The following is a 13,563-nucleotide window of genomic DNA, read 5'->3' as shown; positions in this document are numbered from 1 at the left end:
CATTGGATGCCAATGACCATCTACGAGGACATCGGCGGCCAGGAAGCCCTGGCCGCCGTGGTCGACGACTTCTACGACCGGGTCCTGGCCGATCCCGCGCTGACCGGTTCCTTCGCCGGCGTCAACCTCGCGCGCCTGAAGGGACTGCAGGTCGAGTTCTTCGCCGTCGCCCTGGGCGGCCCCGACGAGTACGGCGGCCGGACGATGAAGGAGGTACACCGGGGACTGGGCATCACCCGCCACCAGTTCGACCTGGTGGCGGGCCACCTGGAAGGGTCACTGCGGACGGCCGGGGTGCCCGGCGAGACCGTCCCGGACATCATGGCGGCGGTCGCGCCGCTGGCCGGGGACATCGTCTCCGCCGAGTGAGCGGTGTCGGGTCAGGCGTGGTCGGTGGTCAGCAACGGAGCCAGCTCCCGTCGGGAACTGGCCCCCAGCTTCCGCAGCACCCGCGCCACATGACTCTCCACCGTCCGCTGTGACAGGAACAACCGCGCGGCGATCTCCCGGTTGGACCACCCCTGGGCCGCCAACGTCGCCACCTCCCGCTCGCGCGGCGACAACAGCTCGCCGTAGGACCGGCGCCCACCACGCCACGGATACGGAACCGTCACCCCCACGTCCCGCATCACCTGACACACCCGCGCCACGTCCCGGGCCGCCCCCAGCTCGTCATAGCGGCGCAGCGCCTGCTCCAGGAGCCGCGCCGACCGGGTCCACCGGCCCAGCCACACCCACGCCGCCGCCTGGTCGTACGGAAACCCCAACGCGCCAAGGGTTTCCGACACCGCCGTCAGCGCCGTCCCGTCCTGGTCCAGCAGCGCCTGGCACCAGGCCAGGATGGCCTGGGGTTTGGGCGCGTCGGCGGTCACCAGGCCGGCCGCCAACTCCGCCACCACCGGCCGGGCGCGGTGCGGCTCGCCCAGGTCAGCCCACGCCTCCACCAGACACAGCACCGGCTCGGCCCCCCACACCCAGTTCCCCTTGGCGCGCACCGCTTCCAGACACTTCTCCGCCTCCCGGACGGCCTCGGCGGGGGCACCGGTGGTGAGCAGGAGCCTGGCCAGCGCCGCCCGCGCGGGGATCAGCGGGCGGACCGCCCCCACCCGCTCGGCCGTGTCCGCCACCTCGGTCAGGCCCGCCCTGGCCTCCTCGGTGTCGCCCCGGGCCGCGAGGACCGAGCTGAGCAGGTAACGCACGTCCAGCTCCGCCGCCGCGAAGTCGTCGGGTTCGCGGACCAGCGCACGGGCCCGCTGCTCCAGCCCGTCCCAGCGGCCGGCCTCGCGGTCGATCGACACCGCCACCAGTTCGATCACCCTGGCCACCCGCACGTAGCCGGCGTCCTCGGCCACCCGGCGGCCCTGCCGGTAGAGCGCCTCCGCGCGGTCCAGGTAGCCGACGTAGAGCGCGCTCTGCGCCCAGTTCAGGCACGCCCGGGCGAACTCCCTCGGCTCGGCCAGCAGCACCGGGTCGCGGCACAGCTCGTCGACCAGGTGCCAGCCGTCCGGCGCGCCGACCGCGACACGCAGCGACGCCATCGCGATGCGGTGCGCCAGACCCACCGCCGTGTCGTCACTGCGGGCGGCGGCCTCGCCGGCGGCGGCGGACCTCGCCAGGTGCTCGTCGACCGTGCGGTCGGTGACGACGTCGGGCACCGCCAGGATCGCCAGGGCCCGGCCCAGCAGGTCGGGGCGGTCGGCCACCTCGGACACGGCACGTTCGATCTCCTCGTAGCCCAGGGTGGCCTCGCCCTGCTGGCGCAGCAGCCGGCCGAGCAGGAACCGCAGCTCGCCCCGCGCCGGCCGGGGGAGCCGGTCGTCGTCCACCAGGCCGCGCAGGATCGGCGTGGCCTCCGAGTGGGCCAGGCCGTCGACCGCCGCCCGGGCCATCTTGCGGACCAGACGGACCCGGTCGTCGAGGTCGGGGACCTCCAGCGCGCGCATCAGGAACCGGGCGGCGGTCGCGTCGTCGCCGTGGGACAGCGCCAGGTCGGCCGCCGCCTCCGCGTAGCGCACCGCCTCGGCGTCCCGGCCGGCCCCCCGGTAGTGGTAGGCCAGCCGCGCGACGGGTCTCGGCTCGGGGCCCTCGGCCAGCGCCCCGGCCGCCGACAGGTGCAGCAGCCGCCGGACCGGCGCCGGCAGCGCCTCGTGGATGACCTGCCTGGCCAGCGCGTGCCGGAACCTGGTCCGGCCGCCGTCCTCGTACATCAGGCCGACGGCCAGCGCCTGACCGAGCGCGGCGGCCACCGCCGCCGGGCTCGCACCGGCCACCCGCACGAGCAGGTCGTCGTCCGGGGCCGGGCCGAGGACCGCGGCGGCGCCGAGCACCTCCTGGGACCGCTCGTCGAGGGAGTTCCAGCGGTGCAGCAGCACGTCACGCAGCGCCGTCGGCACGGCGAGGTCACCGAGGCGGGTGCGGTCACCGGACAGCGCCCCCAGCACCTCCTCGACGATGAACGGGATCCCGGCGGTCAGGTCGACCAGCGTCGTGACGAACCGGTCGGGCACCTGCTCGACGACCTGCCCGGCGAGCACCCTGACCTCCGCCGGTTCCAGCGGCCGTACCGTGATCCGCCCGACGCTGCCGGCCAGCGCCTCCCAGATCGGCAGTCGCCGGTGGTCCTCGCTGCGCAGCGTCACCACCACGGTCAGCTCGGGCGGCAGCCGCGAGGCCAGGAACGCCACGAACTCCACGGTGCTCGCGTCCGCCCAGTGCACGTCCTCCACGACCAGCACGGCCGGGCCGAGCTCGCCGAGCAGCGCGGTGGCGGCCCGGAACAGCCGGTGCCGTTCGGCGCGCTGGTCGGGCAGGGCCGGCGGCGCCGGGGGCAGCCGGCCCGCCAGTTCCGGCAGGTAGGGCGCGAGCGCACCGATCACCGGGTTCAGCTCCTCCGGCGGGCGCAGCCGCCCGGCGACCCCACCGGCCGCGTCCAGCACCGGCCCGAGCGGGAACGGCTCCTGCACCGGCTCACACTGCCCGACCAGCAGCACCCGGTCACCGAACCCGGTCAGCGCCTCGTCCACCAGCCTGCTCTTGCCGACCCCCGCCTCGCCGTCGACCAGCACCATCGCGGGAGCGGCCGCCACGGCGGCGCGCAACGTGGCGAGTTCCGACACCCGGCCAACGAACTCCATGCCAACCCGTACGTAGTCAACGTTCAGTGTCAATTTTCAGTAGCCCGTACGGATGATGGCACCTCCCGCCACGTGGTTTCTATAACCGAGATCCGCTGTGGACGGAGGACCCGTATGACGGTCGGCACACTGAGACGGCTGCTCGGCGTCACGCTCGCCGCCGGACTGCTCGCCTCGACGGGCGGTCAGGCCACCGCTGCCACGCCCGCCGCGCTGCCCGCCGCGCTGCCCGCCGCGCCGCCGCCGGCGTCCCCGGCGCAGGCCAAGATCGACCGTGACCTGAGCGGCGCGCTGGACACCGGCCGGCAGGACTTCCTGGTGTCGTTCACCGCGCGGGCCGACCTCACCGAGGCGTCCCGGACCGCCGGCTGGACCGAACGTGGCGCGGCGGTGCTCGCCGCGCTGGACCGCACCGCGCGCGACAGCCAGCGGGCCGTGCGCCAGCAGCTCGACGCGGCCGGCGTGCGCTACCACGCCTTCAGCGCCGCCAACACCATCTACGTCTTCGACGGCGACGAGACCCTCGCCGGGACCCTGGCCGCCAGGACCGAGGTCGCCACCCTGTACCCGGCGCGCACCTACGCGCTGCCCGAGCCAGAACCCGCCGCCACCGCCGCCGCGCGGGCCGCCGTCGAGTGGGGTGTCGCCGACATCCGCGCCGACGACGTCTGGCGGGACTTCCAGGCCGACGGCACCGGCATCGTCGTGGCCAACATCGACTCCGGCGTGCAGTTCGACCACCCCGCGCTGGTCGACCGGTACCGGGGCAACCGGGGCGACGGCACCTTCGACCACGCCTACAACTGGTACGACCCCGCCTCGGTGTGCCAGACCTCCACCCCCGCGCCGTGCGACAACTCCGGGCACGGCACGCACACCATGGGCACCATGACCGGCGGCGGCCCGGCCGGCGGCATCGGCGTCGCCCCCGGCGCGACCTGGATCGCCGCCAAGGGCTGCGAGGGCGACTCGTGCTCGTCGTTCGCGCTGCTCGCCTCGGGGGAGTGGGTGCTGGCGCCGACCGACGCCGACGGGCGCAACCCCCGGCCGGGACTGCGCCCGCACATCGTCAACAACTCGTGGGGCGCGAGCAACGGCTCGATCGCCGACCCGTGGTACGACGACGTGATCGACGCCTGGCTCGCCGCCGGCATGTTCCCGTCCTTCTCCAACGGCAACTCCGGGCCCAGTTGCGACACCGCCGGCACCCCCGGCGACGCGGTCGCCACCTACGCCGCCGGCATGTACGACGTGAACGGGGTCATCGACGACGGCTCCAGCCGGGGCCCCGGTGCGAACGGCGAGGTCAAGCCGAACATCTCCGCGCCGGGCGTGAACATCCGCTCCACCTACCCCGGCGACCGCTACGCGGCGATGAGCGGCACCTCCATGGCCGCGCCGCACGTGTCCGGCGCGGTGGCGCTGCTCTGGTCGGCCGCGCCGTCGGTCATCGGCGACATCACCGAGACCCGGCGGCTGCTGGACACCACCGCCGTCGACGTCGACGACACCACCTGCGGCGGTACCGCGCAACGGAACAACGTCTACGGCGAGGGCCGGCTCGACGCGTACCGCGCGGTCGAGTCCGCGCCGAGGGACGTGGCCGCCGGCCGGCTCACCGGCACGGTCACCGACGCCGCCACCGGCGACCCGGTCGACGGCGCGCGGGTCACGGTCACCGGGCCGGTCGAGCGGACCATCGACACCGGCGCCGACGGCGCGTACTCGATGGTGCTGCCCACCGGCGCCTACACCGTGGCGGCCCAGCGTTTCGGCTACCGCACCGGGAACGCCGAGGTCACCGTCACCGCCGAGGGCACCGTGGCCGCCGACCTGGCGTTGACCGCGTTGCCGACCGTCGCGGTCAGCGGCACCGTCCGCGAGGGGTCCGACCACGGCTGGCCGCTGTACGCGACGATCCAGGCCCAGGACGTCCCGGGCGGCCTGACCCACACCGACCCGGCGACCGGCCGCTACACCCTCCGGCTGCCGGTCGGCGCCGAGTACACGGTGACCGTCGCGGGCGTCCACCCCGGCTACACCGCGCGGACCGAGCGGGTCACCGTCGGCGAACGGGACCTGACCAGGGACGTCGCCCTGCCGGCCGACCCCTACGCGTGCACCGCGCCCGGCTACCGCGCCACCGACCCGGACATCGTCCACACCCAGACCTTCGACGAGCCGGCCGCCCCGGCCGGCTGGACAGTCGTCGACAACCTCGGCGAGGGCCAGACCTGGAGGTTCGACGACCACCGCAACTTCGGCAACCGCACCGGCGGTGACGGCCTCTACGCGTGGGTCTACAGCTCGGGCTTCGGCCAGGGCGCCTCGCAGGACACCGCGCTGGTCTCGCCCGTGGTCGACCTGTCCGGCACGACGACGCCGGCCGTCTGGTTCGCCACCGACCACAACACCTCCGGCCGCTCGACAGCCTCGGTCGACGTCTCCGCCGACGGCGGCGCCACCTGGACCACCGCGTGGCGCAACGGCGCCGACGCGCGCAAGCAGACCGTGATGGTCCCGATTCCGCAGGTCGCCGGCGAGTCGAACGTGCGGATCCGGTTCCACTACACCGCGTCCTTCGACGTGTGGTGGCAGGTCGACGACGTGCGGATCGGCGACCGGGGCTGCGCGGTCGAGGACGGCGGTCTGGTCGTCGGCCACGTGCGCGACCGCAACACCGGCGCGCCGCTCAACGGCGCCACCGTCACCTACGCCGGCGGCACCGTCACCACCGCGCCGACCCCCGACGACCCCGACCTCGACGACGGCTTCTACTGGCTGTTCGACCGGGCGGGCGAGCGGGAGCTGACCGCGACCAGGGAGCGCTACCAGCGCCAGACCCGGCGGGTCGAGGTCGCCGCCGACGCGGTCACCCCGGTCGAGCTGTCCCCGGCCGCCGGCCGGGTCACCGTGCTCGGCGGCGCGGTCGACACGCGGACCGCGCTGGGTGGACGCACCACCGGCACCGTCACCCTGCGCAACGACGGCACCGCGCCGGTGCGCCTGGACCTGACCGAACGGCACGGCGACGTGCAGGTCGCCACCGCCGACGGGAACCGCACCTCCGCCGCGCTGACCGCCACGACGGCCGGCGCCCCGGTCCAACGGGTGCCCGGCCGGTTCTCCCCGGACGACGTCCCGGTCGCCGCCGCGACCGTCGCCGCCGGCACCTCGCCCTCCACCCCGTGGACCTCGATCGCCGACTACCCGATCGCGATCATGGACAACGCGCTGGGCTACCACGACGGCGAGGTGTACTCCTCCGGCGGCCGGAGCTGGACCGGCGTCGTGCGCGACACGTTCGTCTACGACCCCGAGGACGGCGACTGGACCAGGCTCGCCGACGCCCCCCGCCCCCGGCAGCGGCCGGCGGCCGGGTTCATCGGCGACCGGTTCTACGTCGCCGGCGGCTGGGTCGACGGCGCGCTGCGCTCCGACATGGACGTCTACGACCCGCACACCGACACCTGGTCGCCGGGGCCGCCGGTCCCGGTCGCCCGCTCGGCGTCGGGCACCGCCGTGTTCGGCGGCGCGCTCTACGTCGTCGGCGGCTGCGGCAGTTCCTGCGGCACCGACGAGGTCCACCGGTTCGACCCGGCCGCCGGCACCTGGACCCGGCTCGCCGACTACCCCGAGGACACCTCCTGGCTGGCCTGCGGCGGCATCGGCACGGCGCTGTACTGCGCCGGCGGCACCGCCGAGGAGCAGGACCCGAGCCGCGCCACCTACCGCTACGACGTGGCGGGGGACCGGTGGACCAGGGTCGCCGACCTGCCGCTGGACCTGTGGGGCATGAGCTACGCGGTCGCCGACGGGCGCCTGCTGGTCTCCGGCGGCGTGACCGAACGGGGGCGGGTGGTCACCAACGAGGGCTTCGCCTACGACCCGCTGACCGACTCGTGGTCGGCGCTGCCCAACGCCACCACCGCGCTCTACCGGGGCGGCAGCGGCTGCGGCTTCCACCGGGTCGGCGGCCTGAACCTCGGTGGCGCGGCGTCCGCCCTGGCCGAGGTACTGCCCGGTTTCACCCAGTGCGACGACCGGGACCCGGTGTCCTGGCTGTCGGCCCGCCCCGGCGCCGCCACCCTCCAGCCGGGCGAGAGCGTCACGGTGACCGCGTCGCTGAGCGCGGCGGTCACCCAGCCCGGCCGGTACGTCGCCGCGCTGCTGGTCCGCAACGACACCCCGTACGACACCGACACCGTGCCGGTGTCGATGACCGTCGACCCACCGTCGAGCTGGGGCACGCTGACCGGCACGGTCACCGGCACCGCCTGCGACGCGACGTCCGCGCCGCTGCCCGGCGCGGTCGTGCGGATCACCGCCGGCGGCACCGGCGAGACCCTGCGCACCGACGCGCACGGCCGCTACCACCGGTGGCTCGAACGGGCCAACGGCGTGCAGCTGGTGGTCGCCAAGGACGGCCACCTGGCGACGGCGGCGACGGTCCGCGTGCGCGCCGGCCAGACCACCGTCGCCGACTTCGCGCTCACCCGCGCCGGCTGCTCCCCGAGGAGGGTGTCATGACCCTGTCCGCCAGAAGCACGGCGGCGGCGCTCGCCGCGCTGACCGCGTTCGGCCTGGTCGCCGCACCCACCCCGGCGGTGGCCGGCGTCGACGTCGAGGTGTCGCTCACCGGTGTCGTCACCGACGGCTCCGGTCAGGGCTGGCCGCTGCTGGCCGACGTGGTGGTGACCGATCCTGCGGGCGCGGCGGTCACCACCACGTCCACCGACCCGTGGACCGGGCGCTACCGGGTGACCGTGCCCGCCGGGCAGGCACACACCGTGCGGGTGACCTCCGGCTACGCCGGCTACCGGGAGACCGCCGAACAGGTACCGGCCGGCACGCGGGTCGCCGACGTCGCGGTGCCGGTCGACACCGACACGTGCGTCGCCCCCGGCTACCGGCACCGCTCCGACGGGCTGGTGGAATCCTTCGACAGCACCGGGACACCGGCCGGCTGGTCGATCGGTGACGCGGTCGGCGACGGCCACGTGTGGCGGTTCGACGACCCGGCCGAGCGCACCAACAAGACCGGCGGGCACGGCTCGTTCGCCGTCGCCGACGCCGCCTACTACCTCGACCCGGACCGGATCGACACCACGCTGGTGTCCGCGCCGGCCGACCTGCGCGCGGTCGCCGCCCCGGAGATCGGGTTCGCCAGCGACTTCACCGGCTTCGGCTTCGGCCGGGCCGGGATCGGCGAGCTGGACCTGTCGGTGGACTCCGGCGCCAGCTGGGAGAACGTCTGGCGCAACACCGCCCACGCGCCGGGACCGGTGCGGGTGACCGTGCCGATCCCGCAGGCCGCCGGCAAGTCCGGTGTGCGGGTGCGGTTCCGCTACCTCAACGGCCCGATCACGCCCGGCAAGTGGTGGGGCGTGGACGACGTGTACATCGGCAACCGCTCCTGCGACGCCCTGCCCGGCGGTCTGGTCGTGGGCACCGTCCGGGACCGCAACACCGGCGACCCCCTGGCGGGCGCGAGCGTGCGTGGCGAGGGCGGCACGGCGACCAGCGCCGAGGACGGCCTGTACTGGCTGTTCTCGGCCAGGACGGGGAACCGGTCGTTCACCGCCGGGGACCTGCGGTACACGACCACGACGACACCGGCCCAGGTGGCGCCGAACCAGGCCACCCGGCTGGACTTCGACCTGGCCGCCGGCCGGATCGAGGCCGCCGTCGACGCGGTACGCGGCGACCCGGCGCTGGGTGAGCGGGACAACGCCCGCCTGGTGGTGCGCAACACCGGCACCGCCCCGGCGACGGTCACGGTCGCCGAACGGCCGGGCGCGTTCGAGCCGCTCTCCGCCGCCCGGCGGGTGGCGCCGACCCTGGTGCACGGCGAGTTCTCCCCCTACCGCCTGGCCGGCGACGCCTCCCCGGCCCCGTCGGCCACGGCCGACGGTGGTGGCGCGTGGCAGGCCCAGGGCGACATGCCCTACCAGGTCGCGGACAACGCCGCCGCCGCCCACGACGGCGTGATCTACACGGTCGCCGGCCGGTCCGGATCGCGGGACGCGATCCAGGACGCCTACGCCCTCGACACCCGCACCGGGGTGTGGTCGCGGATCGCGAACCTGCCGCACGGCCGGGAGCGGCCGGTGGCCGGTGTCGCCGGTGGCCGGCTGTACGTCGCCGGTGGCTGGGGGACCGGGTTCCCGCTGGACATGGTGGAACAGCTGGACGTCTACGACCCGGCGACCGGCGCGTGGTCGGCGGGGGCCGACATGCCCAAGCCGGTCGCCGCCGCCGGCTCGGCGGTTCTCGACGACACGCTGTACGTGGTCGGCGGCTGCCTCGGAGAGTCGCAGTGCGGCACGTCGACCGTGCAGCGCTACCGCCCGGCGACCAACACCTGGGACACCGTCGCCGACTACCCCGAGGCGCTGGCGTGGGTGTCCTGCGGCGCGATCGAGGCGCGCCTGTACTGCACGGGTGGCACCGTGGATCGTCGCCCGAGCCGCTCGACCTACTCCTACGACCCCGGCCTGGACCGCTGGACCCGGCACGCCGACCTGCCGGCCGACTCGTGGGCGGCGGCCACGACCGTCGCGAACGGGCGGCTGCTGCTGTCCGGCGGGGTCACCAACGGCACCAGCACGATCACCAACCAGGGCCACGCGTACTCCCCGGCCACCGACACCTGGTCCCCGCTGCCGAACTCGGTGAACAGTATTTTTCGGGGCGCCGGTGCCTGCGGCTTCTACAAGGTCGGCGGTGGCGCGTCGGGTCTCGGCGGCACCCCGTTCGTGGAACTGCTGCCCGGCAACAGTTCCTGCACCAGCGACCGGGACGCCGACTGGCTGTCGGCCACCCCGAGAGCGGTGACCCTTCGCCCCGGCGAACGAGTGGCGCTGACCGTGCGGTTCGACGCCCGCACCGCCGACCAGCCCGGCACCTTCCCCGCGGACCTGCTGCTGCGCACCGACACCCCGTACCCCACCGTCGAGATCCCCGCCACGATGACGGTCGCCCCGCCCGCGAACTGGGGCCTGCTGACCGGCACCGTCACGGCCCTGTCGTGCGCCGGCGCGACCAACCCCCTGCCCGGCGCGACCGTCACCGTCACCGGCCGATCCGACGCGGCCGCCCTGACCACCACCGCCACCGGCGGCTACGCCCGCTGGCTCCCGTCCGGCCAGTACTCCCTGATCGCCGCCGCGGACGGCCACATCCCCGCCACGGCCGACGTCCGCCTCCGCCCCGGCCAGCCAACCGTGACCGACCTGCCCCTCACCCGCTTCGACTGCTGAGACCACCGCAGCCGGCTCCTCGCCGACAACGACGCGCACGGCCACTAGGCGATCTTTCTCGTGGGCCCGGCGCCTGATCGAAACGCTCCTAAAAAGAGAAGGGGGCACATGCGGATGTGTCCGCCGCGGTACGCATCGCGGCGGACACGGTTACCCCGGTGAACGGATCCGCGGCCCGAGCGGCCACACGCGGCCACACCTGGGCGACCACCGTCGCGTTCTGGTCTTCCGTGGCGTTCTCCGGCAGTGCGTCGAGGGCAGCACGGCCACGCACCAGCGATTCGTGAAGTTCGCCCAGTGCATCACCGAACTGCGCCACCGCGGCATCACCTCCCCCGACGGGTGAATCGGACAGGCTGGGAAGGCGATCAAGAGTCGTGGCGACCTTCTGCGCCGCGGTGTCCAACTGATTCTGAAACCGTTCCCGCAACGGTCCATCCCCCGCCCCGCTGGACCATAGTCCGGTGCGTAGCTCGCTGGCGGTGGTGCAGAAGTCCGCCATCCATTCCGTAGCTTCGGGTGCGGAAACGTTCACTGTTTCCGCCCGAGGCGCCTTCGGATCCGCGGGTGTCCCGTCCGAGCAGCTCGTCAGGGCCGCCACCGCGACAAGTCCCAGAACGACGAGCCACCTCTGCGTTCTACCGGAAGATGGTGGACGGTTCTTCATCGTCATCTTCCTCCGTGTGGGGCCGACGGCGGATTCCAGTGGGTTCAGGCCCAGGCGCGAAGGAGCTGGCGTCCTTCGCGAACTGCTCTGCTTCGTTTTCATGTTCGGTGCGTTCATCAACGGAAAGCTCGCGATACCAGGTTGAGAATCGTTCGGACTGTTCCTGCAGAACGGTGGTGGCGCGGGGATCGTTCAATGCGCCGCGAAGGTTTACGCGACCGGACAACACCTCGCGAGCAAGATCGCGAAGTTCGGGAATGTTCGTCTGCTTGGCGAGCATGGTCAACTGTTTCTGTGCCGCCAATCTGTGCGCAGGGGAAAGTGTGAGGTCGGCAAGGGGGTCATAGTCTCGATGTTTCATAACTCGCCACGCTTTCGGGGTTGGCGAGGTCCTTGCGACACTCCCGGGTGATCGTAGCTTACGGCCGGCATCGGCGTCGGTGTGATCTCCCGTAATGAGACCTCGTCTGGCGATGTGAAAATTCCGACGAATCCCGTGATCGCGGTCTGGGTTGTGGAGATCGCGGCGCTGGCCTCTGCCCACAATTTCACGATCTGTGAGCATTCCCATGCGGCTACGCTCCACGATATTCCGGCGCCGATGCCGGTCCACGAGAACGTCGCTGCGGCGAGGACTGCCAGTCCGGCCACTATGGCGGCATCCATTATGGCCTTGATGATATCGGCCAGGGTTTTCGAGCACAGCCACACATCTCGGGCCATCTCGACATACTGGTCGTGTAGTACCCGAAACACATCCGCGTGACTCTGTAAAGCCTTTTCGGCATAATCGAAATAGTGTGTCGCGGCGTCGCCGGCGTTGCCCTGCCATTCGGCGGCAAGCCATCGGAGACCATTCTTGATGTTGTCGCCGATGTTTTCAGAGGATTCTGCGAGTTGGGCCCACATTGTTCCGCATCGGGCGAATCCTTTCCAGTCGCCGACCACGAGCTGGTTGACGTATTCCATCGGGTTCAGGCCGATGGTGTCGTTCAGTACCTGATTGATCCACCAGGTCGGACTAAGGTAGTCACCCATGGTGTTGAACAAGGCCATGGGGTCACTGAAGTCGGGTGGGTCGCCCGGCTCGGTAAGATGAGTCAGTGGATAGTGTATGTCCTCGCCCGCCGTCACTTCAACTGGACCCTGCTCGCCCGGTCGATGTGTGATGGCCGGCCACGGGGCGTCGATTGGTGGACGCGGGGCCCCAGGGTAACTTGCGTCAATGTCCGCTTCTGCGGACTCGTCGGACGAACGGTAATGTGCGGCCGTGCGAAGCAATTCATCTGCGCTTTCTCCCAGTTGGCGAAAGCCTCGAGCCAGGCTGTCCCGCATGCGATCGACGGTCTGTGTGTGCGCATCGATCAGATGTTGTATCCATAATCCATCGATATTATCAAGTCGTGACTGATCCACGAGATGGACATTGGTTAGGGAGAGATTGATGCCGTTTCGCTCGACGAGTTTCGCGTATAACTCGAGTGCTTCAGGGTGAACGGAGAAGCTCACAGATCCCCCATCTGTTGACGTAGCGATGGTAGCTTCGCACGGTCACATCGTCCTTGTCTGTGTGATCGTGGGACGTATGCCGGTAGTCACCCAAATGGAGGTGTCGTGGCGACGGATGTGTGGGGACCGTTGCGTCGTCGGGTGGCCGTGTTCACCGTGGTGTTCGGGCCGCTGATGGCGGCGTTCGTGATCACGCGGGGGTCGACGGTGGTCGGGGTCGGGGTGGGGGTGCCGTTGGTCGCGGCCGGCGGGTTCGCGGTCGGTGCGTTGGTGGCCGGGGCGGGGTCGCGGGCGGTGGAGCGGGCGTGGATCTCGATCGGGTTGGTGGGGTTGGCGATCGTCGTGGCGGTGGTGGCCGCGGCGTTCGGGTGGTGAGTCAGCGGCGGCGGAGCAGGGGCGTGGTGGCGATGGTCACGCCCAGGGCGGCGGTGGCGAGGGCGATCTGGCCGCTGAGCGGGGCGGACAGCAGTAGTGCCACCCCGGGGGTGACGCGCCACGGTCCGGCCGGGTCGCGCCACTCGGTGGTCAGGGCGATCGCGGCGACCAGCAGGAACGGGATCAGCAGCAGGGACAGGACCGCCTGGTAGCCGTGGGTGTCGTCGGCCAGGACCAGGCTCTCGTTGCCGGTGAGCAGGAGCGCGACGCGGACGGTCGACCAGACGGTGGCGGCCAGGCCGGCGAGCAGCAGCGCGCGGCGGACCTGCTCAGGCATCGGTGCCGCCGGTCGGCCGGGGGACGATCACGCGCAGATGGTAGTTCTGCCCGGCAGGGGGCCGGCGGGCGACCTTCGGTGCCTGTACACGCTCGGGCGCCGGTCGAGGCAGGCTCGTGGCGGTCGTTGACAGAATCTGCGGTGTCTGCCAGTCGGGCGCGGTGACCGGGGAATTCTTCGGGGCGAGGCCCAACAATTCTGCCAACCCATTAATTGCGTTGACGGTCAGGCTTACGTCGACGAACCTTCTGCTGCTTGACTCCATCCGGTCCGGCACGC

The 13,563-nt window shown here is 72.4% G+C and carries 10 protein-coding genes; 4 read left to right on the top strand and 6 right to left on the bottom strand.

Annotated elements, in window-relative coordinates:
- Positions 1–12 precede the first annotated feature (12 nt).
- Entirely contained in the window at positions 13–369 is a 357-nt protein-coding gene (locus tag BLA60_RS08125) for a group I truncated hemoglobin (protein ID WP_075132180.1), read from the top strand.
- 11 nt (positions 370–380) lie between these two features.
- Here the strand turns inward: BLA60_RS08125 and BLA60_RS46150 are convergent, their stop codons facing one another.
- On the bottom strand, positions 381–3,134 hold the full coding sequence (locus BLA60_RS46150) for an ATP-binding protein (RefSeq protein ID WP_075132179.1): 2,754 nt from the start codon (positions 3,132–3,134) through the stop codon (positions 381–383).
- Positions 3,135–3,248: 114 nt separating this feature from the next.
- Between BLA60_RS46150 and BLA60_RS08115 the strand changes: the two genes are divergently transcribed.
- Together BLA60_RS08115 and BLA60_RS08110 are read left to right on the top strand one after the other, a co-directional pair.
- Positions 3,249–7,664 carry a S8 family serine peptidase gene (locus BLA60_RS08115; protein ID WP_075132178.1) on the top strand — a complete coding sequence of 1,472 codons (4,416 nt, stop codon included), beginning with the start codon at positions 3,249–3,251 and terminating at the stop codon, positions 7,662–7,664.
- Positions 7,661–10,396, top strand: coding sequence for a Kelch repeat-containing protein (locus BLA60_RS08110; RefSeq protein ID WP_075132177.1), 2,736 nt, complete (start codon positions 7,661–7,663; stop codon positions 10,394–10,396). The genes BLA60_RS08115 and BLA60_RS08110 overlap by 4 nt, the downstream gene beginning before the upstream one ends.
- An 88-nt stretch (positions 10,397–10,484) precedes the next feature.
- Here BLA60_RS08110 and BLA60_RS08105 read toward each other — a convergent pair whose 3' ends face one another.
- The 3 genes from BLA60_RS08105 to BLA60_RS08100 form a co-directional block, all read right to left on the bottom strand.
- Positions 10,485–10,826, bottom strand: coding sequence for a hypothetical protein (locus tag BLA60_RS08105; protein WP_154814213.1), 342 nt, complete (start codon positions 10,824–10,826; stop codon positions 10,485–10,487).
- 208 nt (positions 10,827–11,034) lie between these two features.
- Positions 11,035–11,343 (bottom strand): hypothetical protein, encoded by a 309-nt coding sequence (locus BLA60_RS43065; RefSeq protein WP_154814212.1) that lies wholly within the window; start codon positions 11,341–11,343, stop codon positions 11,035–11,037.
- 77 nt (positions 11,344–11,420) lie between these two features.
- Entirely contained in the window at positions 11,421–12,572 is a 1,152-nt protein-coding gene (locus BLA60_RS08100; protein WP_154814211.1) for a hypothetical protein, read from the bottom strand.
- Positions 12,573–12,677: 105 nt separating this feature from the next.
- Here BLA60_RS08100 and BLA60_RS08095 point away from each other — a divergent pair, with 105 nt between their 5' ends.
- Positions 12,678–12,947 (top strand): hypothetical protein, encoded by a 270-nt coding sequence (locus BLA60_RS08095; RefSeq protein ID WP_154814210.1) that lies wholly within the window; start codon positions 12,678–12,680, stop codon positions 12,945–12,947.
- 1 nt (position 12,948) lies between these two features.
- On the opposite strand, the gene BLA60_RS08090 is transcribed toward BLA60_RS08095, so the two are convergent.
- Both BLA60_RS08090 and BLA60_RS43060 read right to left on the bottom strand, forming a co-directional pair.
- On the bottom strand, positions 12,949–13,284 hold the full coding sequence (locus BLA60_RS08090) for a hypothetical protein (protein ID WP_075132173.1): 336 nt from the start codon (positions 13,282–13,284) through the stop codon (positions 12,949–12,951).
- A complete protein-coding gene (locus BLA60_RS43060; protein WP_154814209.1) occupies positions 13,277–13,561 on the bottom strand; it encodes a hypothetical protein in 285 nt (94 codons plus the stop codon). Before BLA60_RS43060 ends, BLA60_RS08090 begins: the two co-directional genes overlap by 8 nt.
- Positions 13,562–13,563 lie beyond the last annotated feature (2 nt).

The organism is Actinophytocola xinjiangensis, assembly GCF_001921215.1.
GTDB lineage: Bacteria > Actinomycetota > Actinomycetes > Mycobacteriales > Pseudonocardiaceae > Actinophytocola > Actinophytocola xinjiangensis.
This window is presented reverse-complemented; position numbering and strand designations above follow the sequence as displayed.

What these genes read in the sequence shown, in the direction of transcription:
- BLA60_RS43065 (WP_154814212.1), bottom strand. Translation starts at nt 11,343, where the DNA reads ATGCTCGCCAAGCAGACGAACATTCCCGAACTTCGCGATCTTGCTCGC.
- BLA60_RS08115 (WP_075132178.1), top strand. Translation starts at nt 3,249, where the DNA reads ATGACGGTCGGCACACTGAGACGGCTGCTCGGCGTCACGCTCGCCGCC.
- BLA60_RS46150 (WP_075132179.1), bottom strand. Translation starts at nt 3,134, where the DNA reads ATGGAGTTCGTTGGCCGGGTGTCGGAACTCGCCACGTTGCGCGCCGCC.
- BLA60_RS08110 (WP_075132177.1), top strand. Translation starts at nt 7,661, where the DNA reads ATGACCCTGTCCGCCAGAAGCACGGCGGCGGCGCTCGCCGCGCTGACC.
- BLA60_RS08125 (WP_075132180.1), top strand. Translation starts at nt 13, where the DNA reads ATGACCATCTACGAGGACATCGGCGGCCAGGAAGCCCTGGCCGCCGTG.
- BLA60_RS08090 (WP_075132173.1), bottom strand. Translation starts at nt 13,284, where the DNA reads ATGCCTGAGCAGGTCCGCCGCGCGCTGCTGCTCGCCGGCCTGGCCGCC.